The organism is Methylobacterium sp. EM32, from assembly GCF_040593685.1.
Lineage (GTDB): Bacteria > Pseudomonadota > Alphaproteobacteria > Rhizobiales > Beijerinckiaceae > Methylobacterium.
Map to the genome: position 1 here is coordinate 1 of NZ_JBEXZS010000220.1, position 21,774 is coordinate 21,774.

Annotated in this window: 21 protein-coding genes; 8 read left to right on the forward strand and 13 right to left on the reverse strand. The window is 69.9% G+C overall.

What is annotated here, in order from left to right:
• Window positions 1-970 (reverse strand): IS4 family transposase (locus tag ABZT49_RS28310; RefSeq protein ID WP_355291080.1); only part of this gene is annotated, 970 nt, incomplete at its 3' end.
• 430 nt (window positions 971-1,400) lie between these two features.
• Between ABZT49_RS28310 and ABZT49_RS28315 the strand changes: the two genes are divergently transcribed.
• A complete protein-coding gene (locus ABZT49_RS28315) occupies window positions 1,401-2,576 on the forward strand; it encodes a tlde1 domain-containing protein (protein ID WP_355291082.1) in 1,176 nt (391 codons plus the stop codon).
• Window positions 2,577-2,863: 287 nt separating this feature from the next.
• Here the strand turns inward: ABZT49_RS28315 and ABZT49_RS28320 are convergent, their stop codons facing one another.
• The 4 genes from ABZT49_RS28320 to ABZT49_RS28335 form a co-directional block, all read right to left on the reverse strand.
• Window positions 2,864-3,652 carry a lytic transglycosylase domain-containing protein gene (locus tag ABZT49_RS28320; protein WP_355291084.1) on the reverse strand — a complete coding sequence of 263 codons (789 nt, stop codon included), beginning with the start codon at window positions 3,650-3,652 and terminating at the stop codon, window positions 2,864-2,866.
• Between the two features lie 330 nt (window positions 3,653-3,982).
• On the reverse strand, window positions 3,983-4,861 hold the full coding sequence (locus ABZT49_RS28325; RefSeq protein ID WP_355291086.1) for a 3-keto-5-aminohexanoate cleavage protein: 879 nt from the start codon (window positions 4,859-4,861) through the stop codon (window positions 3,983-3,985).
• A 14-nt stretch (window positions 4,862-4,875) separates the two neighbouring features.
• Window positions 4,876-5,634 (reverse strand): SDR family NAD(P)-dependent oxidoreductase, encoded by a 759-nt coding sequence (locus ABZT49_RS28330; RefSeq protein WP_355291088.1) that lies wholly within the window; start codon window positions 5,632-5,634, stop codon window positions 4,876-4,878.
• 372 nt (window positions 5,635-6,006) lie between these two features.
• Entirely contained in the window at window positions 6,007-7,122 is a 1,116-nt protein-coding gene (locus tag ABZT49_RS28335; protein WP_407943587.1) for an asparaginase, read from the reverse strand.
• A gap of 204 nt (window positions 7,123-7,326) precedes the next feature.
• On the opposite strand from ABZT49_RS28335, the gene ABZT49_RS28340 reads away from it, so the two are divergent.
• Window positions 7,327-7,512, forward strand: coding sequence for a DUF3606 domain-containing protein (locus ABZT49_RS28340; protein WP_093566070.1), 186 nt, complete (start codon window positions 7,327-7,329; stop codon window positions 7,510-7,512).
• A 319-nt stretch (window positions 7,513-7,831) separates the two neighbouring features.
• Here ABZT49_RS28340 and ABZT49_RS28345 read toward each other — a convergent pair whose 3' ends face one another.
• The 7 genes from ABZT49_RS28345 to ABZT49_RS28375 all read right to left on the reverse strand — a co-directional run bounded on the left by ABZT49_RS28345 (window position 7,832) and on the right by ABZT49_RS28375 (window position 14,530).
• Complete coding sequence (locus ABZT49_RS28345) at window positions 7,832-8,854, reverse strand: glycosyltransferase family 2 protein (RefSeq protein WP_355291090.1); 1,023 nt, start codon at window positions 8,852-8,854, stop codon at window positions 7,832-7,834.
• A gap of 399 nt (window positions 8,855-9,253) precedes the next feature.
• Window positions 9,254-9,445: a hypothetical protein gene (locus ABZT49_RS28350; RefSeq protein ID WP_355291092.1), complete on the reverse strand. Its 192-nt coding sequence runs from the start codon at window positions 9,443-9,445 to the stop codon at window positions 9,254-9,256.
• 316 nt (window positions 9,446-9,761) lie between these two features.
• Window positions 9,762-11,237 (reverse strand): PAS domain-containing methyl-accepting chemotaxis protein, encoded by a 1,476-nt coding sequence (locus ABZT49_RS28355; protein WP_355291094.1) that lies wholly within the window; start codon window positions 11,235-11,237, stop codon window positions 9,762-9,764.
• A 463-nt stretch (window positions 11,238-11,700) separates the two neighbouring features.
• Window positions 11,701-11,955, reverse strand: coding sequence for a hypothetical protein (locus ABZT49_RS28360; RefSeq protein WP_355291096.1), 255 nt, complete (start codon window positions 11,953-11,955; stop codon window positions 11,701-11,703).
• A 419-nt stretch (window positions 11,956-12,374) separates the two neighbouring features.
• Complete coding sequence (locus tag ABZT49_RS28365) at window positions 12,375-12,740, reverse strand: septal ring lytic transglycosylase RlpA family protein (protein ID WP_093568376.1); 366 nt, start codon at window positions 12,738-12,740, stop codon at window positions 12,375-12,377.
• A 223-nt stretch (window positions 12,741-12,963) separates the two neighbouring features.
• Entirely contained in the window at window positions 12,964-13,590 is a 627-nt protein-coding gene (locus ABZT49_RS28370; RefSeq protein ID WP_355291098.1) for a response regulator transcription factor, read from the reverse strand.
• Between the two features lie 55 nt (window positions 13,591-13,645).
• A complete protein-coding gene (locus tag ABZT49_RS28375) occupies window positions 13,646-14,530 on the reverse strand; it encodes a fumarylacetoacetate hydrolase family protein (RefSeq protein WP_355291100.1) in 885 nt (294 codons plus the stop codon).
• 384 nt (window positions 14,531-14,914) lie between these two features.
• Between ABZT49_RS28375 and ABZT49_RS28380 the strand changes: the two genes are divergently transcribed.
• Window positions 14,915-16,213: an outer membrane protein transport protein gene (locus ABZT49_RS28380; protein ID WP_355291102.1), complete on the forward strand. Its 1,299-nt coding sequence runs from the start codon at window positions 14,915-14,917 to the stop codon at window positions 16,211-16,213.
• 253 nt (window positions 16,214-16,466) lie between these two features.
• Here ABZT49_RS28380 and phaC read toward each other — a convergent pair whose 3' ends face one another.
• On the reverse strand, window positions 16,467-18,263 hold the full coding sequence (gene phaC / locus ABZT49_RS28385) for a class I poly(R)-hydroxyalkanoic acid synthase (protein ID WP_407943588.1): 1,797 nt from the start codon (window positions 18,261-18,263) through the stop codon (window positions 16,467-16,469).
• 145 nt (window positions 18,264-18,408) lie between these two features.
• Here phaC and ABZT49_RS28390 point away from each other — a divergent pair, with 145 nt between their 5' ends.
• The 5 genes from ABZT49_RS28390 (at window position 18,409) to ABZT49_RS28410 (ending at window position 21,524) form a co-directional block, all read left to right on the forward strand.
• A complete protein-coding gene (locus tag ABZT49_RS28390; RefSeq protein ID WP_355291104.1) occupies window positions 18,409-18,792 on the forward strand; it encodes a hypothetical protein in 384 nt (127 codons plus the stop codon).
• Between the two features lie 100 nt (window positions 18,793-18,892).
• Window positions 18,893-20,113: an LL-diaminopimelate aminotransferase gene (locus ABZT49_RS28395; RefSeq protein ID WP_355291106.1), complete on the forward strand. Its 1,221-nt coding sequence runs from the start codon at window positions 18,893-18,895 to the stop codon at window positions 20,111-20,113.
• Between the two features lie 256 nt (window positions 20,114-20,369).
• Window positions 20,370-20,585 carry a hypothetical protein gene (locus ABZT49_RS28400; protein ID WP_355291108.1) on the forward strand — a complete coding sequence of 72 codons (216 nt, stop codon included), beginning with the start codon at window positions 20,370-20,372 and terminating at the stop codon, window positions 20,583-20,585.
• Between the two features lie 96 nt (window positions 20,586-20,681).
• Window positions 20,682-21,062, forward strand: coding sequence for a hypothetical protein (locus ABZT49_RS28405; protein ID WP_355291110.1), 381 nt, complete (start codon window positions 20,682-20,684; stop codon window positions 21,060-21,062).
• Window positions 21,063-21,089: 27 nt separating this feature from the next.
• Window positions 21,090-21,524 carry a hypothetical protein gene (locus ABZT49_RS28410; protein ID WP_355291112.1) on the forward strand — a complete coding sequence of 145 codons (435 nt, stop codon included), beginning with the start codon at window positions 21,090-21,092 and terminating at the stop codon, window positions 21,522-21,524.
• Window positions 21,525-21,774: the final 250 nt, after the last annotated feature.

The following is a 21,774-nucleotide window of genomic DNA, read 5'->3' on the forward strand; positions in this document are numbered from 1 at the left end:
GGCCGAGGTCGAGATCCGCTACGTGGTTCCCGTCGGCCCGGATGGCGAGCGCGGACGCTTTTGTCAGTTGCGGAAGGACTATTTCGATCCGCCAGCGTGCCTTGTAGAGCGTGGCGATCTCCGTGGCGGAACGGGTCAGGTCGTTGGTCAAAAGCGTCAGGCGCGCCCCGCCCTCGTGGCAGCGCAGCGCGATCCGGCGCAGGCCCATGCTCAGGCGCGAGTCGCCCTTGCTGGCCAGGACGACCTCCTGATCGGCCAACAGCGTGAGGCCGTCGCCCTCTCGCTGAGGCTTGGGCGGCAGACGACGACGGGCGCAGACAGTCAGGCGCATGTTGGTCTTGGGTCTTGTGACGAACACCGCACCGGCCTCGGCGATGGCGCTCCACCAGCCGTAATGGCAGTAGCCCTTGTCGAAGACGTAGGAGGCTGCGCTCTCCAGCGGGATCTGTCGGCCGATCTCGGCATCGTTGCGGGTGGCGGGGGTGAGCCCGAGCAGGCGGGGCTGGCTGGTCTCGGGGCTGTAGGCCAGATGCAGGTTCAGCCCGCGGATGCGGCCGTTCGAGCAGGCCCAGTCGTGCCGGGCCCCGAGCGGGATCGGGCTGGCATCGATCAGGCGCAGCAGGGTGCGCCCGTCGCGGCGCAAGGAGCGGTCGAGTTGCCCAGCCAGGCGGGCGAAGGTCTCGGCGAACACCGCCAGGGGGCAGCGCTGGTTGGCATCCGAGAGGGTCGAGCGGTGCAGCGGCCCGGTACCGAGATGGGGATGGGCCACGGCGTGAGCGTTCCAGGCGACTTCCAGGCCGCGCAGGCTGACGGCCGGGCTGAGCTGGGCGAAGATCAGCGCCAGCGGGTGATCCCATGAGGAGAAGCACTTGTCGTAGGCATCGGCGCCGTGGCGCGCGACGCACTTGGCAATCTGCTGGCGATTGAGGCCTTCCAGCAGCTGGGCGAAACGGGTACCGCTGGGGTGCATGTCCTGCCCGGATGTTCGTGTCTCGACAACCGGACAACTCTCGGATCACCTCCGGCGTGGCAGGGCATGCACCCAGCCCAGATTTTTTCCCGGACAGCCCTGCGCAGAGGGGGAAACCCACGCCACTCATTTCCCCGGACCCTGCCTGTCCGCTACGCGCCGGGGCATACCGAAGAGGGGTGGCGACGGTCGTTCCATCCCGGCTCGGAGCCGGCCCGAGACCCGTCCGGTCCTGCCCGCCATCAGCGTGCCACGAATTCTTGGAATTCGGTCGATGTCATTTAGCCGGGATTAACCAAGAGGCCGCTCAATACGAGGGCTTAAGGTTGATCCTTTCCTAAACGGCCGATCTCACCGGCCCGTCGGGCGCTCGTGCGCCGGCGGCCGGCCGGGCGGGTCCGTGCGGGACAAGCCATCGAGTACAGGCCGCATGGACCTCGTCGCGTATTCGTCCGGTCGCCTCGCCCCGGGCTCCCTCCGCCGCCGCCGCCGCAACCGGCGGCTCCTCGGCATCGCCGCCGTGCTCGGTGGCATCGGCGCCGCCGCCGGCCTGATGCCGCGCGAGGCGGTCCGGCCCCCGGTGGCAGGCCTCGCGGCGAATCCGGTCGCGCCGCTGCGCGAGGCCCGCATCTCCCCGGTCGAGCTCGGCTGGATGCTCGCGCCGGTGCCGACTCTCGGCAGCGACGCGGCGGGCTTCACCCGCGAGAGTCCGGCCGAGGCGAACCCGCTCGTCGCGGCCGCGCCCCCCGCCCCGGTTCCCGCGCCGCAGCGCCTCGCCGAGGCCGCGCCGGCCGCCCTCGTCGAGCGGGACGTCTCGCCGCTCGCGGCTCTGCGCCCCGATGCCGAGCCGCGCGACACCGCGCCGTCCGCGGCGGTGCAGCCCGCCACCACGCCGCTCGTCGCCGTTCCCCTGCCGGTGCCACGCCCGCCCGAGCTGCGCCCTTCCGAGACACGGCCCGTCCCGACCGTGCTGGCCACCCGCGTCCCGCGGCGCTCCACGCAGGCCATGGCCTCGACCCAGAGCGTATTCAAGGCCGCCCTGCCGGAGGAGCCCTCGCTGTTCGACCGGATCTTCGGGGGAGGGGGGGCGAGCGCCCCGACGCAGACCCTCGCCTACGCGGCCCCCGGCGGCCTCGATCCGAGCCCGCGCCCGCGCCTGAGCGCCAGCCCCGGCATCGCGGTCTACGACATCAGCGCCCGCACCGTGACCCTGCCGAGCGGCGAATCGCTGGAGGCGCATTCCGGCCTCGGGCCGCACATGGACGATCCGCGCAACGTCCACCTGAAGATGCGCGGCGCCACGCCGCCCGGCACCTACGACCTCACCGAGCGCGAGGCGCTGTTCCACGGCGTGCGGGCGATCCGACTCAACCCGGTCGGCGGCAGCGGCGCCATCCACAACCGCGTCGGGCTGCTCGCCCATACCTACATGCTGGGCCCGAGCGGTGCCTCGAACGGCTGCGTCTCGTTCCGCAACTACGACCGCTTCCTGCAGGCCTTCCTGCGCGGCGAGGTCCGCCGCCTCGTCGTGGTGCCGGGCAGCGGCGCGAGCGACCTGCCGCGGATCGGGCGGGGCGGGCCGTCGGACCGCGCCACGCGGGGTTGACAATCGTTCGAGACCCCCTGTCCGAACCCCTGTCCCGTCCGCGACCTCATCCTGAGGTGTCGGCGATCGGAGATCGCGCACGATCGAAGATCGACCGACCTCGAAGGAGCGCTCCAGGAGTCTCCGCGATCCCTGGAGGCCTCCTTCGAGGCTCGTTTCACTCGCACCTCAGGATGAGGCCGCGGGTGGGAGGGGACAAAGGGCGCAGCACGGTGGGTCGTTGGGTCGAGCCTGTCTTGAAACCTCCGGGAGCCGGAACTCCCGGAGGCCGCTTTCTCACCTTTCGATCATTCCCCGTCGATCTTCGCGCCGATGATCGCGATGGCGCGCTGATAGACCGAGGCGGCGTTCCAGCCCTGGATCGCCGCGAAGTTCGGCTCGCCGGGCTGGTAGCCGGCGCCGGCGCGCCAGCCATGGGCCTTGAGGAAGTTCGCGGTCGAGTTCAGCGCGACCGAGGCGTTGTCGAGGCTGCCGCCGGTGCCGTAGTTCAAAACATTCTTCGGCAGGAACTGGGTGTGGCCGATCTCGCCATGGGCGGCGCCGCGGGTGCTGGGGCTCAGAACGCCGCGGTCGACCAGGGTCAGGGCGGCGTAGAGCTGGTCGGTGAAGTAGGCCGAGCGGCGGCAATCATAGGCCAGGGTCGCCACCGCCGAGAGGGTGTTGACGTTGCCCTTCACGGCGCCGAACGCCGTCTCCATGCCCCAGATCGCCAGCAGCGGGCCCGGCGGCACGCCGTAGCGCTGCTCGATCGAGTCGAACAGCCCGGCCTGCGAGCGCCTCATCGCCCGGCCGCGCGAGATGATCGACGCCGCGCCGCGCTTGGCCATGAACTGCTCGAGGGAGAGCTTGAAGCTCTTCTGACCCCGGTCGGCCGCGATGGTGGCCGACGAGTACGAGGTGCCCATCAGGGCCGAGATGGCGGCGGGGCTGGCGCGCCCGCGGGCCTCGTCGGCGAAGTCCCGCTTCCAGGCCTCGAACCCGGCGGCCGTGTTGCCGCATTGCGCGGCGTGCGCGCCGCCGGCCAGCACCGCGAGACCCGCGGCGATCAGGGCCCTCCCGTAACCGCTTCCGATCATCGAACAACACTCCCTCGGAGCCGCGCCGCAGGCCTCGGGACGTCGGGCCGCCGCGGCTCCCATTTTCCGGCAATCGATGCCTGCCCGTGGGGCGACGCTACAGTGCCGTCGACTGCGGAATCTTTACGGCGGAACTGCAACTCGCATCGAATCCGGTCCATCGCCCGCGAGCGTGGCCGGATTCGTCGAGTGAGATGTAGGTCGGCGGCGGTCGCGACAGGAAAACGGTCCGCGAGCGTGGCCTTTCGGCCACGCTTTCGATCAGGGCACTCGGCCTTTCGGCCACGCTTTTCTGGTAAAGGGATCCGGCCTTTCGGCCACGCCGCCGGCTCAGGCCGAGAGCCCGAAGATCGTCCGTGCCTCGGCCGGGCTGGCGGGGGCGCAGTCGAGATGGGCGAGCAGGCTCACGGCCTTCTCGACCAGGGCCGCGTTGCTCGGGGCGAGCTGCCCGCGCGACAGGTAGAGGTTGTCCTCGAGCCCGACCCGGACGTGACCGCCGGCGGTGGCGGCGAGCGCCACCATCGGAAACTCGGCCCGTGAGATGCCGAAGGCCGACCACACCGCGTCCCGGGGCAGGCGGTCGCGCATCTGCAAGAGGGTCTCGGGCGTCGCCGGCGCGCCCCACGGGATGCCGAGGCAGATCTGAAACATCGGCGGCGAGTCGAGATGCCCCTCCGCCAGGAGGTGGCGGGCGAGCTCGATCTGGCCGAGGTCGAACACCTCGATCTCCGGCTTCGCCCCGGCCGCGCGGATCAGCGCCGCCATCGCCCGCAGATGGGCGGGCGTGTTCATGAAGGCGTGCTCGCCGAAGTTCATCGTCGCGACGTCGAGGGTGCAGATCTCGGGCCGCAGCGCCGTGACGTGCCGGGTGCGCGCCTCCGGCGAGGCCAGCGTGGTGCCGGGGCCCGCCACCGCCGGGTCGGGATCGCCGGCGACGTAGCGCCCGCCCGCGCCCGTGGTGAGGTTGAGGATGACGTCCGAGTTCTTCTCGCGGATCCGCTCCACCACCTCGCGGTAGAGCGACAGCTCCATGCTGGGCTTCGCGGTGGCGGGATCGCGCACGTGGATGTGGACGATCGCGGCGCCGGCTTCCGCCGCCTCCAGGGCCGATTGCGCGATGGCCTGCGGGCTCACCGGCACTGCCGGATTCTTCGAGGGCGTATCGAACGAGCCGGTGAGGGCGCAGGTGATGACGGTCTTGCGCGACATGGGTGCCTCCCGCTTCAGATCATGCCGCCGTCGACCACCAGGGTCTCTCCGGTGACGTAAGGAGCGCCGGCGGCGAGGAACAGCATCGCCTGGGCGATGTCCTCCGGCTTCGCCATCCGCGCCAGCAGGGTGCGCGCCACCGACTCGGCCTTGCGCTCGGCCGACCATTGTTCCGTCCACGGCGTCTCGACCAGGCCCGGCGCCACGGCGTTGACCCGGACCTCGGGGGCGAGCGCCCGGGCGAGGCTGCGGGTGAGGTTCACCAGCCCCGCCTTGCTCGCCGAATAGGCGAGGCTGGAGCCGCGCTGCCCGAGCCCGGCCACCGAGGCGGTGTTGACGATGGCGCCCTTGGACTGGCGCAGGGCGGGGGCCGCTGCGTGGGCGCAGCGGAAGGGGCCGATCAGGTTGGTCGCGAGGATCGTCTGCCAGAACTCCTCGGTCATCGCGTCGAGGTCCGAGAAGGCGATCGGCGTGGTCGTGGCCGGGGTGCCGGCATTGTTGATGAGCACGTCGAGGCCGCCGAGCGCGTCGATCCCGCGCGCCACCATCGCCTCCGCCTCGCCCGGCACCGAGACGGTGCCGGGGAGCGCCCGGACCGTCAGGCCCTCGGCCGTCAGTCGTGCCGCGGCATCGGGCCCGCGGGCATCCTCGGCGAGGTGGTTGAGCGCCACCTCGGCGCCGCAGCGGGCGAAGAGCGTGACGGCGGCGAGCCCGATGCCCGAGGCGCCGCCGGTGACGAGCACGCGGCGCCCGCGCAGATCCGCACTGATCATGGGAGTGTCCACCCTGCGAAACGTTGTTTCGCGAGAGAGTGGCAGGGCGGGGCGGGGCTTGTCCAGCTTCGATCGCGCATCGGGGGTGCGCTGCCCGCGTGGCTTGGCCGGGGCGGCGGCCGTGCCATGATCGGGGGTCGGGGGGCAGTGGAAGGTATCGGCGTCCGATGGCTGGGGCCGCACTGGACGCAAATCGTCCCTCCCACCCGCGACCTCATCCTGAGGTGCGACCAACGGGAGCCTCGAAGGAGGGCTCCAGACATTGCCGACATCCCTGGAGCCCTCCTTCGAGGTCAGTCGATCTTTGATCGACTGACACCTCAGGATGAGGTTGTGGATGGGATAAGGATGCAGACGATTTAGATGTTCAGCTCAATACTCCCAGAAGATCCTCTGCAGCTCCTTGGTATCGCTGGTCTTGGTGAGCGCGACCGCCGCCAGGATCTTGGCCTTCTGCGGGTTGAGGTCGTGGGCCACGACCCAGTCGTACTGGTCGTCGGGCTGCTCGGCGTTGCGCAGCACGAAGCCGTCGCCGACGCGCGAGGAGCGGATGATCAGCGTGCCCTTGGCGCGCAGATCCTTCAGCGTGTCGACGAGGTAGCCCGCCACCGAGCCGTTGCCGGTGCCGGCATGCACGATCGCCTTGGCGCCCGCCTGCACGGCGGCGGTGTAGGGCGCCGGGTTCATGTTGCCCGAGCCGTAGACGATCGCGACCTCCGGCAGGGTGTCGATCGTGTCGATGTCGAATTCCGAGGATGCGCCGTGCCGCTTCACCGGCGCCCGGAACCAGTAGGTCTTGCCCTCGACCACCATCCCGAGCGGGCCCCACTGGCTGAAGAACGCGCTCGGCTTGATGTTGACGCGCTTCGTCACGTCGCGCCCGGCCTGGATCTCGTCGTTCATCGTCACCAGCACGCCCTTGCCCTTCGAGGCCGGGCTCGCCGCGGTGGCGACCGCGTCGGCGAGGTTAAGGGCGCCGTCGGCCGAGATGGCGGTCGAGGGCCGCATCGAGCCGACGACCACGATCGGCTTGTCGCTCCTCACGACGAGGTCGAGGAACAGCGCGGTCTCCTCCAGGGTGTCGGTGCCGTGGGTGACCACCACCCCGTCGACGTCGTCCTGCTTCAGGAGGGCCGAGATGCGCTTGCCGAGCTGCACCAGCTGCGCGTTGGTGAAGCTCTCGGAGGCGATCTGGAGCACCTGCTCGCCGCGCACGTTGGCGAGCTCGCTCAGGGAGGGCACCGCGGCGATCAGCTTGTCCACCGGCACCTTGGCGGCTTGGTAGGTGGCGCTGTTGCTGGCATCCGCCCCCGCGCCCGCGATGGTGCCGCCGGTGGCGAGGATCACCACGTTGGCCTTGCGCGCGGCGGCCGGCGCCGTCGTCGCGGTCGTCGGCATCTCGCGGGCGGTCGCCGAGCCGGCGAGCGGCACGGTCGCGAGCATCAGGGTCGCGAGGGCGGGCAGGAGGACAGGGCCGGAACGGCGCATGGTCGGGTCCTTACGATGAGGAATCGAGGCCCTGAGCGGGTACCAGCCCCGTGCCTCCCCCGCCAGCGTCCCGGCGCAGGATTGCCGCAGGGACGCGCAGGCCGAGCCGGCAACTTTTCGCGGAATCGGGCGTTCTCACGTTACATGACGCCAAGCGTCCCGTGCCAGCGGTGACTGGTACACTCGACAGTTCAGGATATGACCATGTCCGCCTCCCAGGACGCTCTCAAGCCGCGTTTCGCGCAGCACATCGACATCCATTGCCCCGACGACCGCGCCTATTGGGCCGGGCATTTCGGCGTGAGTGGTGAGGAACTGCGCAGCGCCGTCAAGCTGGTCGGCTCGCGGGTCTCGACCGTGGCGGCGCATCTGGGCCATCAGGCCGCGTAATCTTTCGGACTCTGAAAATTCTGGCGCCGCGGACCGGTCACGGTCCGCGGCGTTCTGCCGTTCCGGGCCCATCTCTGGGAGCATGAACGAGACCCTGTGGGGATTGGCTCGCGGGTCGACCTGCCCCACGGCCCGACATCTCTCCGCGTCATCCCAGGGCTCGCCGATGGGCGAGAACCCATGATGGCGCGGAGCGTTTGGATTGGCTCAAGCGAACTCGAACCGGCTTCGAGTTCCGGATATCCAGCCCCGCTTCCACGGCCCGGGAGCGACGCAGTGGACGGTAGCCCTTTCCTTCGAGCCATCCGCCGCTTTCCTCCTACACCGCGTCCGGGCGCTCGATCGGCGCGACGAAGCGGCCGAGCGACAGGCCGAGCCGCTTCGTGACGACCGGGCGCACGGCCTGCCAGGCGCGCGGGCCCATTGCCAGCTTGGCGGCTTGCAGCCACCACAACCGCGTGCGGCGCACCGCCGGGCTGAGGCCGGCAGCATGCGCCATCATGTGGCGGGCGCCCGCCGCATCGCCCCGGTCGAAGGGCTGGCTGGCGTGCCGCACCGCCGCCATGGCGAGCCCGAGCCGCATCGGCGCCTCCATGTCGGCGACCGGCGCCGCCTCGGGGTAGCCGAAGACGGTGTCGAACATCAGCTTGCGCTGGTCGATGTCGCGCAGCATCTGCTCGTAGTAGAACGACGACATGTTGCTGCCGTGCTGGCGCCAGACGCCCTGCGGCCGGTCGATCCGGGCGACCGATCCGTGCAGGGCGAGCCGCAACCACATCTCCTGGTCGCCCGAATGGGTCAGCTCCGCCTTGTAGCCGCCGACCCGGTGCTGGATCGCGGTGCGCACCACGGCGGTCGAGGTGTGGATCGGGTTGATGAAGCGGTTGAGCGCGAAGAACTGCCGCGTGTCGTAGACCGTGTGGCCCGCCTCGCGATCGGCCGGCGGCATCTCCGGGCGCGGCTTGCCCTCCTCGACGCTGAGATAGGGGCCGTAGACCAGGCTCAGCTCCGGCCGCGTCTGCATCAGGTGCGCGGCCCTGGACAAGGCCCCGGGCGTGACGAAATCGTCCGCCGAGAGCAGGAGCAGGCACTCCGCCCGCGCCCAGGCCAGGCCTTCGTTGTAAGTGGCGATGTGGCCGTGATTGGTCGCGTGCCGGACGTACTCCACGCGGGAATCGGCCCGGCACAGGGCTCTCGCCACCTCCGGCGTGTGGTCGGGCGAGGCGTCGTCGAGGATCAGGACGCGGACGTCGCAATCCTCGGTCGCGAGGACGCTGCCGACGCTCTCGGCGAGGAAATCCGCGTAGCGATAGCAGGGAATGATGACGTCGACGCTCGGCATGTCCGACCCTCGGCATGGCCGACCCTGGCTGGCCGGTCCCGGTTGCACGTCTCGGCTGCGCGCGTGTCGCGGGAGGTCAGCCGGCGCGAGACGACCGCACCCCGCGGTTCCTCACGCTAGGCCGCGATCAGACCATGGGTCGGGGGCGGAGCAACCTTGTCGAGTCGGAGGAGCCGGACCGCATTTCGGGGGCGGCGCTTACGCCGATCGGCGGGTTCGGCCGGGCAGTCCGGGCCGGAAGGTCCGCATCGGCGCGGAGCGGGCGGGGACGAGACCGGTCCCGCCCCCGCGTCCTTGGACGACCTCCGACTGATGGCTTCGCAAAGCGGAGATCGGCCGCGCCCAAGCGCCGCGCGGGCGTGTGATACGAACTCCGGAAGGAATCTTCCGGAGTTCGTATCATTGGCCCGGATGCACGAACAGGCCGTCGAACTCGCCGGGCTCGTAATGGCGGCCGGTAATGTCGGTGATTACGATCCACTCGTGGCCGTCCGCCGCGAGTTCGTCCGCCTTCTCCAGAGCCGCCTCCGGTGAGGAGCGCTGGTACGAGAGGTGCCCGTCCGGGGTGTGGGCCGTCACGACGAGATGCATGGCTCTCCTTGCTTGCTCGAACAGCCATACTACCGGAACATGCCTCGCGGGGCGAGTCGGGCCGTCCAAGCCTCGTGAGGCCGCCGTGTCGCCCGTGCCGGCTGGCTCGCGGCCGGGCTTCCTGCCCCACCGTCACGGAGCGGCCTCACTCCGGCGCTAGTACGGCCGGGCCGTCGCCGCTCCCCTGGAGGCTCAAAGATGCCCGTCCTGTTCGCCGCAGCCTCGTGCCTCGCCCTCGGGATCGCCCTGGTGGTACTCCTCGGGCTCAGCGCCTGAGCGACATCCGCACCACCTGAAGGGACTTCCGCCCCCGACCTCAGAGCAGCGCCCGCGCCGCCTGCGACACCTTGCGGATCGAGAGGTCGACCTCGTCCGCCGATCCGGTGATCCGCTCCATGTTCCGGCGCACCGAGGCGACGCTGCGGGCGGCGTTCTGCATGTTGGCCGACATGTCGCGTGTCACCGCGGCCTGCTGGGTGATGGCGCTCGAGACCCCGACCGAGATCTCGCTGACGGTGCCGATCGCCGCCACGATCGCCGCGATCGCCGCGACCGCCCCGGAGGTCGCGCCCTGCACGGCGTCGATCTGCGTGCCGATCTCCTGCGTCGCTCGGGCCGACTGACCGGCGAGCGCCTTGACCTCGGCGGCGACCACCGCGAAGCCGCGGCCCGCCTGACCGGCCCGCGCCGCCTCGATGGTGGCGTTGAGGGCCAAGAGGTTGGTCTGGTCGGCGATGGAACGGATCAGCGACACCGCCTCACCGATCCGGTCGGCAGCCTCCGTCAGGCTCGCCACGATGCCGCCGGCATCCCGGGCCTTCTGCACCGCCGCGTCGGAGGCGGCGCGGGCATCCTCGGCGTGGCGGCCGAGCTCGGCGATCGAGGCGGCGAATTCCTCGGTGCCGGCGGCCACCGCCTCGACGTTGCCGGAGGTCTGGGCCGTCTGCTCGCTGGTGGCGCGGGCCTGGCCAGAGACCTCCGAAACCGCGACCGTGATCGCCGCGATGTCCGCCTCGATCGTCCGCTGGCCGACGCTGCGGCGCTGGCGGTCGAGCACCTGCTGGGTGATGTCGGTGGCGAACTTCACCACCGCGCAGGGCTTGCCGTCGAGGTCGAGCACCGGGTGGTAGGCGCCGAAGATCCACACGTCGCGGCCGCCCTTGCCGACGCGGTGGAACTCGCCGGCCTGGTGGCGGCCGTCGGCCAGGCCCTGCCAGAACGCAGCATAAGCAGCGCTCGTCCGCTCGGCCTCGGCGACGAACAGGCCGTGGTGGCGCCCCACCACCTCGTCGCGGGCGTATCCCATCGCGTCGAGGAAGATGGCGTTGGCCTCGGTGATGATCCCCCCGGGCGTGAAGTGGATCACCGCCTGCGAGCGGTCGAGGGCGGCGATCTGGCCGGCCAGGTAGGTGTCGCGCTCCTTGCGGGCGGTGATGTCGGAGGCGAGCTTGACGATCCGCACCACGCGGCCGCGCCGGTCGAGCACCGGGTTGTACGAGGCCTGGATCCAGATCGAGCGGCCGTCCTTGGCGATCCGGCGGAACTCCCTCGTCTCGAACCGGCCCTCCCGCAGGCCCTGCCAGAACGCCGCGTAGTCCGGGCCGTCGCGCTCGCCCGGCGGCATCAGCAGGCTGTGATGCCGGCCCTGGAGCTCGGCCAGGGTGTAGCCGGTCAGGCCCAGGAAGCAGGCATTCGCATCCAGGATCATCCCGGCCGGGTCGAACTCGATCCGGCCTTGAGACCGGTCGACGGCCGCGAGCAGAGCGGCATGACTCGATGGGAGGAAGGACAAGGGGGCGGTCTCTCGCAGCACGTGCCCGAGACCGTGCTCCCGAATTCTTATTGAAGAATGAAGAAAAGCATGATCTTTTTTAAAGCAATGATATGAAAAAATACCTAATAAACGACAGTATTTTCGTCAATCAAAACACTAACAAAACAAAACGACTGGGCATCTCGGAATATTGTCGCAGAATCCCGTGGGCGGCGCGCGACGCACCGGGACGGACCTGGCGCATTACGGAAGATGGAGCGGCGGCGTCGCAAGCCATGTCTGGTATGCAGGCCTTGTCGCCATTTGCCGCGCCGCACCAGATGCGCCGCCAGGACAGGCGCGAACCACGAATCGGGCCAATGATTGGGGCACAATATTATGGAAGACGGTCGATCGACGGCGGGCCGGGTGTCCGGGGCTCCGCCCGGTCGATGCGGGGACGGGCCGGCCGCCCTCCCGCGAGGGGAGGGCCCGCCGGTCGTCAGCCCTTGCGCTGCGCCTTCATGTAGCTGCTGATCGCGGCCTGGCAGTCCGGCGACAGCTTGGACTTGTTGTGGCGGAAGCAGGCCTGCACCTCGGGTCCGTCCGGCGAGAGGTTGCCGCAATAGGTCAGGTAATCGCCGGTGCAGTACTGCTTGAGCACCGCGCGATCGACCATCGCCGATTGGGCGAGGGCGGGCTGGGCAAGGGCGGCGCCGGTGGTCAGGACGAGGGCGAGGGTGGAGCGCAGGAGCACGACGTCTCTCCGGGAGGGTGAGGGGAAGGTCGGGGTCGGGGGGAAGGCGGCAGCCTGCCCGACGATCCCGGCCGCAATGGGGTACCTTGGCCGTGCGCGCGCGCCGCGCGGCCGAAAAAGGCTGCGCAGACGCGTCCGCTGCGGGGTCGAATCCGAGACTTGACCATCGGCGAGAGCCGCGACCGGCGCCGGAACGCCCGTCTCGACTGTCGCACGAGCCGATCGACCCGTCCCGAACCGGACCGTATCCAAGACGAGCCGGCATCGGGACTGGACGGATCGATTATCGTCTTCGCTGCAGATGATTTCCAGAAGATTTCTTCCGGAGGCCGACTCGCACCGGATGGCGGCGCAGGACCGCGAGGAGCCCGGATCCACTTCGCCGCGACGGGTCCGAGGGGCGCCGGCCGGGGCGCCGCTCAGAGGCGGCTGAGGCGCACCCGGGCGACGCCCGCGATGCCGATCGCCCGGGCGGAGGCCTGGGATAGGTCGATCACCCGGCCGCCGACGAAGGGGCCGCGATCGTTGATGCGCACCACGACCGAGCGGCCGTTCGACGTGTTGGTGACCCGGACCCGGGTGCCGAAGGGGAGGCGGCGGTGAGCCGCCGTGAAGGCGTGCGTGTTGAAGCGCTCACCATTCGCAGTGCGCCGGCCCTGAAATCCGGGTCCGTACCAGGAGGCACGGCCGGACTGGGCTTCGGCGGGCGTGCTGGCTTGTAACGTCACTCCGACGGCGCCCGCTGCTGCGAGGCCGAGGATCGCCAGCTTTGCCTTCGAAACCATTTCGCATTCCCGTTTTGTTGCTTGACGCGGTGCAACATAAAACCGAAGAAGGCGACATTATGGAACAGTGCAAATAAAGATATTCTAGCGTATACTCAAAGATGTTTGTTTCTTCGTCGTGCGTGGTTTACATCGGTTAACTGTTTTCGCAAGGAAGGGCCGCGAAGGGCGGCGCGGCGCGGCCTGCCACCGTACGGCCAAGGTTCGGCGAAGGGGGCGGGGATCAGGGATTCCGCCCCGCCTCGCGCAGGGCGATGCGGATCAGGTCGGCGAGGGTGCGGGCGCCGAGCTTGCGGCGCAGCTGCGTGCAGGCATTGGCGATGGTCTTGTAGCTGAGCCCCAGCTCCTCGGCGATCGTCCCATGCGAGCGCCCGGCGCCGAGGCGGGCCAGGATCTGCCGCTCGCGTGGGGTGAGGGGAGGGGCGGCCGGCGCCTCGCGCCGCAGGCGGTCGACCTCGGCGGCGAGCGAGGGCGCGACGTAGGTGCCGCCGTCCCGCACCCGCTCGAAGGCGAGGTGCAGCTCCGACGAGGCGGTGTCCTTCAGCACGTAGCCGGCCGCCCCGCTCTCCAGGGCGCGGACCGCGATCTCCGGGTCGTCGTGCATGCTGAAGACCAGGATGCGGGTGTCCGGGGCCACGGCCCGGATCCGACGGATCAGCGCCAGGCCGCTGAGCGAGGCGCCCTGGAAGGTCAGGTCGGCGACGACGAGGTCGGGCCGGTGGCGGCGGAAGCGGCGATAGCCCGCGGCGATGCCGGTGGCCTCGTGCACGGTCCCGACGCCGGCATCCTCCAGCACCCGGCGGCAGCCCTGCAGCACGATCGGGTGGTCGTCGACGACGAGCACGTCCATCACTTCGCCCTCCGGGTGGAAGCCCGCGGGACGGAAACCCGCGGGCCGTCGCACGTCAGTTGGTCGGCTGGCCGGCCGCCACCTTGGCGGTCCAGTCGTCGAAGGCGACGACGGTCTGGCGCTGCTCGCCCAGGGACTCGATCCCGAGGGTGACGACGTCGCCGGACTTCAGGAAGCGGGCCGGCTTCATGCCCATGCCGACGCCGGGCGGCGTGCCGGTGGTGATGACGTCGCCGGGCTCGAGCAGCATGAAGTGCGACAGATAGGAGACGATCTGCCGGCAGTCGAAGATCATCGTGCGGGTCGAGCCGGTCTGCATCCGCTCGCCGTTCACGTCGAGCCACATGCCGAGATTCTGCACGTCGGCGATCTCGTCCGGGGTGACGAGCCAGGGGCCGAGGGGACCGAAGGTCGGGCAGCCCTTGCCCTTGGTCCAGGTGCCGCCGCGCTCGAGCTGGAACTCGCGCTCGGACACGTCGTGACAGACGCAGTAGCCCGCGACGTAGTCCAGCGCCTCGTTGGCGTGGACGTAGGACGCGCGCTTGCCGATCACGATGGCGAGCTCGACCTCCCAGTCGGTCTTGGCCGAGCCCTTGGGCAGGATCACGTCGTCGTTCGGGCCGACGATGCAGGACGGCGCCTTGTTGAACAGGATTGGCTCGGCCGGGATCGGCGAACCGGTCTCGGCGGCATGGTCGGCGTAGTTGAGGCCGATGGCGATGAAGTTGCGCACATGGCCGACGCACGGCCCCAGCCGCGTGCCGGCCGGCACCTCGGGCAGGGTCGCAGGATCGATGCCGCGCAGGGTGTGGAGGGTGTCGGCGGCGAGGAACGGGCCGGCGATGTCGCGGATCACCCCGGACAGGTCGCGGATCGCACCGTTCCCATCGACGAGGCCCGGCTTCTCCGCCCCGCTCTCGCCCCAGCGCACAAGCTTCATTGGTCGTCTCCCTAGATCCACGCGGGCCGGGACATTGGCGCCGGCGCCGGGCCGCCGCAAGCCGGCGAGCCTGCCCGATAGCGGCTTCGCCCGTTGCAGTTTCGTCACATGTGGGGCGAAACCGTGTCGGCTCGGCGGGCGGGGCCGTTCGGCGCCATCTTTGCCTCTACAGGAGAAGTCCTGATAGGCAGGCCGAATTCCCAATCTCGACTGAGATGATGCGTTCGTGAGCAATCACTGCACGCTCGTACTCAAGTCGATCTGATAGATCCCGAGCCCGACCCCGGGATTGCCTGAACGCTGCCTGCTGCCGCATCATCCCGCCCAAGCTGTGGGCGTCCGTGAAGCCGCGCGGCACGGAACTTTGGGGTCTGGGGTAACGTCATGACGGGTTCGAGGCGGGCGGCGCTGCTGGCCGGCACATCGCTGATGCTGCTGGCGGGGGCCAACGGGGCGGCGCAGGCGGCGGCGTTCGGGCTGCGCGAGCAGAGCGCCCAGGCGATGGGTCTCGCCTTCGCGGGCGCGGCGTCGGGCTCCGGCGGCCTGTCGTCGATGTTCTGGAACCCGGCCGTCGTCACGATGAAGCCGGGCTGGAACTCGGACTTCAACGCCACCCTGGTGGCGCCCTCGGCCACCATCACGCCGACGACCGGCACCTTCCCGCCGCTGATCGGGCTCGGCAATTCGGGCGATATCGGCCAGGCGGCGGTTCTGCCGGCGACCTACACGAACTACCAGATCAGCGACCGGCTGTTCATCGGCCTCTCCGGCGCCGCGCCGTTCGGCCTCATCACCAAGCCGAACCCGGTCTGGGCCGGCCAGACCTACAGCCGGTCGTCGAAGATCTTCTCGCTGAACTTCAACCCGGTGATCGGCTACAAGGTCAACGACTGGCTGTCGGTCGCGGCCGGGCCGGTGCTCGAATACTTCAAGCTGACGCTCCGCCAGGCCACCGGCATCACCCCGGGCGCCCAGACGGCGTTCCTCAAGGGCGACGATTGGGGCTGGGGCTTCACGGCGGGCGTGGTGGCGCGCCTCTCGGAGGGCACCACGGTCGGCGTCGGCTACCGCTCCTCGATCAACCACCAGATCGAGGGCTCGGCCTACGGCATCGGCCAGGTCCGCGCCTCGCTCAACACCCCCGAGAAGGTCTCGGTCGGCCTGACCCAGGCGATCACCCAGGACTTCCGCCTGAATTTCGGCTTCGAGTGGGACAACTGGACCCGGATCGGCTCGCCGGCGATCGTGTCGCTGGCGCTCGGCCGGCCGGTGACGGCTCTGCCGCTGAACTACAAGAACGGGTTCTACTACTCGGTCGGCGCCGAGTACGACTTCACCCCGCAATGGACCGGCCGCCTCGGCTTCGCCTACGAGCAGTCGCCGATCGACCTCTCCAACCGCTCGACCCGCCTGCCCGACGGCGACCGCTACTTCGCCTCGGTCGGCGCCAGCTACCGCTACAGCGAGAAGATCCAGTTCGACGTCTCCTACCAGCACCTGTTCTCGGTCGGCGGCCGCAACCGGATCGCGATCGTGCCGGGCGAGCCGCTCTACACCGCGCCGCTCGCCTTCCTGGCGACCTCGGATGCCAGCGCCGACATCGTCTCGGTCGGCCTGAAGTACCGCTGGGACAACCCGCCGGCCCCGGCGCCGATTCCGGTGCCGATCGTCCGCAAGTACTGAGCGAGACAAGAGAGCGTCGCCGGCCGCTCTCACGGCCCTCGACGTCATCCCGGGGCTCGCCGAAGGCGAGAACCCGGGATCCATAATCGCTGGCGGTGCCGGACCAAGCGGACAGCGTACCGCCTCATCCTAGAACCTCAGCGGTTATGGATCCCGAATTCCGTTTCGCGGCCCCGGGATGACGTAGGAATATTTCAGATTTATCTGGATTGACGGCGAGCCCCCGGGACACATCCCGGGGGCTTCTCTCATCTCACGCCTTCTCGAGCACGTAGGTCCCCGGCGCCGCGCCGAGCGACGGCAGCACCCCGCCGCCGGGCTGGCGCGCCGGCACCCGCTCGGAATTCTGGTACTCGAGCCAGGAGAGCCAGTACGGCCACCACGAGCCCTTGTGCTCGGTCGCGGCCGAGATCCAGTCCTGGAGCGAGCCGTGGGCGGGACCGCCGGTCCAGTACCCGTATTTGGGTTTCGCCGGCGGGTTGACGACGCCGGCGATGTGGCCCGACCCCGCCAGCACGTAGTCGACGGAGCCGCCGAAGGCGCGGCAGCCCTCGAAGACCGAGAGCGCCGGGGCGATGTGGTCTTCTCGGGTGGCGAGGTTGAAGACCGGGATCGTCACCTTACCGAGGTCGAGGCGCACGTTGCCGAGCATCATCTCGCCGCGCGACAGCTTGTTGTCGAGGTAGCAGTTGCGCAGGTAGAACGAGTGGTTGGCGGCCGGCATCCGGGTCGCGTCGGAGTTCCAGTACAGGAGGTCGAACGGCAGCGGCGCCTTGCCCTTCAGGTAGTTGTTGACGACGTAGGGCCAGATCAGGTCGTTCGGCCGCAGCATGTTGAAGGCGTTGGCCATCTTGGCGCCTTCGAGGTAGCCGCGGCTCTGCATGCCGGATTCGATCGAGCGGATCTGCGCCTCGTCGACGAAGACCTTCAGGTCGCCGGCATGGGTGAAGTCGACCTGGGTGGTCAGGAAGGTGGCGCTGGCGATGCGGTCGTCGCCGACCGCCGCCATGTAGGCCAGGCTCACGGCGAGCAGCGTGCCGCCGACGCAGTAGCCCACCGCCGAGACCTGGCGCTCGCCGGTCGCCTTCTCGATCGCTTCAAGGGCCGCGAAGATGCCCTCGCGCATGTAGCTCTCGAAGTCCTTCTGCGCGTGGCGCGCGTCCGGATTGACCCAGGAGATCACGAACACCGTCAGGCCCTGGCTCACGGCCCAGCCGATGTAGCTCTTGTCCTTGTTCAGGTCGAGAATGTAGAACTTGTTGATCCACGGCGGCACGACCAGGAGCGGGCGCTTGAGCACCGTGTCGGTCTGCGGTGCGTACTGGATCAGCTCGATCAGGTCGTTGCGAAACACCACCTCGCCGGGGGTGTTCGCCATGTTGACGCCGACCTTGAACTGGCCCTGGTCGGTCTGGCGCACCCGCAACTCGCCGCCGCCGGCCTCGACGTCCTCGGCCAGCATCTTCATGCCGCGCACGAGGTTGGCGCCGTTCTCGCGGAACGTCTCGCGGATCAGCTCCGGGTTGGTGGCGAGGAAGTTCGACGGCGACATCGCGCCGGAGATCTGCCGGACGTAGAACTGCGCCTTGGCGCGGGTATGCGGATCGAGCCCGTCGGCCTCGTCGACCAGGACCTCGGCCCAGCGGGTGGTGATCAGGTAGCCCTGCTTCAGGAAGTCGAAGACCGGGTTCGTCGTCCATTCGGGCGCGGCGAAGCGCTTGTCCTTGGGGTCGGGCAGGGCGACGGGGGTGACCGTCGTCTCGCCCTGCATCCGCTGCAGCGTCGAGCCCCACAGGGCCAGGAACTGGCCGCCGATCAACGACTGGGCCTCCAGCGCCTTCTGCGGATCGGTGAACCACTTCTCGGCCACGGTGCCGAGCGTGCGCACCACCTCGGTCACCGACTCGGCGAGCGCCGTGCTCGGCTTGCCCTCCTCGAGGGGCTTGGCGTAGGCGGCGAGCGCCCGGCTGAACTGCTCGGTCATCAGGCCCGCATTGCGCGACAGGGCCTCCACATCCGCAACCGGCGCCGTACTCCTCTCAGACGTCACGCGCGTTCTCCTCCCTCATGTCGACGGTCCGCCGCAGCAAGCCGCCTTTCCGACAAAATATCGTCGCAAACCGCCGGTTCCGCCAGATGACCGGACCGGGTTTCCTCACTGCCACGGTGCCCTCGCGCAAGGTTTCCCAAACGTCATGCCCGCGTTCCCCGCTCTTTCGCCCGTCGCCGCCCGCACCGCAATCCTCTTGGCGATCGTCCCGGCCTGCCTCTCCGCCGGCGGCTGCGTCCTCGACGGGGCCGGCATCCGCGACGCTGCGAAATCCGCCGGGTTCGGCCCCAAGGAGGTCGCGGCGCCCGACTTCGTGAAGGAGACCCGCCGCGGGGGCGGCGAGTTCCTGCCGGTCGGCGTCTCGGCCCCACCTCGCGAAACCCGCGCCAAGTCGGCCGCCGGGGTGAAGCAGCTCGAGGCCGAGCTCGATGCCAGCCGCCAGCGCAACGAGGCGAAGGGCCGCGACGCCGCCAAGGTCGGCGGCGCCGTTAAGCCGCCGGCTCCTCCGAAAGTCCCGCCGGCCGAGTGACGCAAGGCTCCGCCCTCGAACTTCCTCTTCCCCCAAAACCCCTCTAGACAGCGTGTGTGACACGCGCGTCGCAGCGGCGGCGCCGATCCAGGACCCGGCCATGACCGATTTTCATCGCATCAAGCGACTGCCCCCCTACGTCTTCGAGCAGGTCAACCGGATCAAGGCCGCCGCCCGCGCCAACGGCGCCGACATCATCGATCTCGGCATGGGCAACCCGGACCTCGACGCGCCCCGCCACGTGATCGAGAAGCTGGTAGAGACCGCCGGCAAGCCGCGCACCGACCGCTACTCGGCCTCGAAGGGCATTGCCGGCCTGCGCCGCGCCCAGGCGAACTACTATCAGCGCCGGTTCGGCGTCTCGCTGAACCCCGACACCCAGGTCGTGGCGACGCTGGGCTCGAAGGAGGGCTTCGCCAACATGGCGCAGGCCATCACGGCGCCGGGCGACGTGGTGCTGGTGCCGAACCCGAGCTACCCGATCCACGCCTTCGGCTTCCTGATGGCGGGCGGCGTGATCCGCTCGGTCCCGGCCGAGCCGACCCCGGCCTTCTTCCCGGCGGCCGAGCGGGCGATGCAGCACTCGATCCCGAAGCCCGTGGCGCTGGTCGTGTGCTATCCGTCAAACCCGACGGCCTACGTCGCCTCGCTCGATTTCTACCGCGACCTCGTCGCCTTCGCGAAGAAGCACGAGCTGATCCTGCTCTCCGACCTCGCCTACGCGGAGGTTTATTTCGACGACGCCAACCCGCCGCCCTCGGTGCTGCAGGTGCCGGGCGCGATCGACGTGGCGGTCGAGTTCACCTCCCTGTCCAAGACCTTCTCGATGGCCGGCTGGCGGATGGGCTTCGCGGTTGGCAACGAGCGGCTGCTCGCGGCGCTGACCCGGGTGAAGTCCTACCTCGATTACGGCGCCTTCACGCCGATCCAGGTCGCCGCCACCGCGGCCCTGAACGGCCCGGAGGACTGCATCCATGAGATGCGCGCCACCTATCGCCGCCGCCGCGACGCGATGGTCGACGCGTTCCAGAAGACCGGCTGGGACATCCCGGTGCCCTCCGCCTCGATGTTCGCCTGGGTGCCGATCCCGGAGCGTTTCCGGAGCCTCGGCAGCCTCGAATTCTCGAAGCTGCTAGTCGAGAAGGCCGACGTCGCGGTGGCGCCGGGCATCGGCTTCGGCGAGCACGGCGACGATTACGTGCGCATCGCGCTGGTCGAGAACGAGCAGCGCATCCGCCAGGCCGCGCGCAACATCCGCCGCTTCTTCGACAACGCCGATCGCACGCTGCACAACGTCGTGCCGATGCAGAAGGTCGGCTGAGCTTTTCCATGAACGCGCCCTGCCATCGACGAGGTCGATGGCAGGGCGTCCGGCGCATCAGCGCCGGCGCCCGGTCGGGCTTGCCCAGCGATGTCGAACGGGTCCGTTCGGCATCGCTGGGGTATTTATTTGTGGCCGGGGGGCGACAGGGCGGCGCAATCGCGTCCCCGGCGGCCCCCCGCGCCCGGCCCCGGGTTGATCCGGGGGCCGCCCGGCATCAGGGTACGGTCAAGTTTCGCTCCACCCTGGGTATCCGATGCGTCGCTCGCTGAAGCTCGTCGTTCTCGCCGCCGCGGCCGCCCTGCCGGCCGCCTGCGCGCCGAACCCGATCATCGCCCGCGACCCCGTCCCGGCCCCGAGCCCCGACGTCGCCTATCGCTGCTCCTCGACCCCCGCGCTCCTCAACGGCTACTGGGCCGAGTGCGAGCGGGTGCAGCGCGAGCGCGAGGTCGTGGTCCGCACCAAGGGCTGACCGACGGGGCCACTTGGGGCCCGACCCAGGACAGCACGCCGCGCCCCGGAACCGGGCGCCGCTCCCCGCGCGTTGACCGGCATCCGTCACCGGAGGATGCCCCGCGTGGTCCGTCATCGTCTCCTGCCGCTTGCCGCCCTGGCCTGCCTCGCGAGCCCCGTCGCGTCCGGCCCGGCCCTGGCGCAGTCGCCGCTCGCGGTGCGGGTGCGCCCGCCGGCCGTCGAGCCGGACATCTACAATCGCGCTGCCGCGCCCGGCCCCACCGTCCTGCAGGTCTCGCCCGACCTGGTCGTCGGCCCGCTGCCGGTCGGCCGCACCGGCCTGGTGGCGATCCGCGCCGTGCCGGTCGCCGCCGTCACCAATGGCGGCGCCTTCGGACCGGCCGGGTTCGGCTACTACAATGACAGCGTGAGCGAGGGGCCGCTCAACCGCCCGCACCGCATGGCCGACTACGTCCTCGGCAGCCGCGCCTACTGACGCTTCACACTCGGAAAGGACACGTCCATGCGCGCACGCCTCCTCGCGGCGGGTCTCCTCGCCGGATTCGCCACCCTCGCCGCAGCCTTGCCGGCCGCCGCCCAGAGCGTCGGCTACGTCACCGGCTTCCCGGGCCGGGACCCGGCCGGCGACGACGAGATCGGCTGGGGCCCGGCCTACCGGCCCGAGACCAGCTTCTCGCAGCCCGGCACCCCGCCGACCCCCGGCGACTTCGCCGGTGCGGCCTACCGGGCGCGGACCGGGCACGGTCCCTACGACGCGGTCCAGGCCCCGATGCGGCCGGTCCGCGGTTACCAGTACGGAGCGCCGGGCGACGGCTACGCGCCGGCGGGCTATTACGGCGAGCCCGGCATCGCGCCGCGGGCGCGGGCGGTCCGGGTGAAGCACCGGCATCACGCCAGGGCGAAGATGCATCGGGCGGCCCGGCAGGTGATGCGCTGAGAACCCGCTTCACCACTTCTCTGCGAGCCTGAATTATATTCCCGTCGGGCGACGGACCTGGCACCATCCGCGTCATCCCGGGGCCGCGCAGCGGAACCCGGGATCCATAACCGCAGACGGTGCAGGATGATGCGGAACGCTGACGGTCCCTTCCTTCAACGTCGGCGGTTATGGATCCCGGGTTCTCGACTTCGTCGAGCCCCGGGATGACCCTGTGTGTTTGGGCCGTCGCGTTAATTTACCCGCGAAT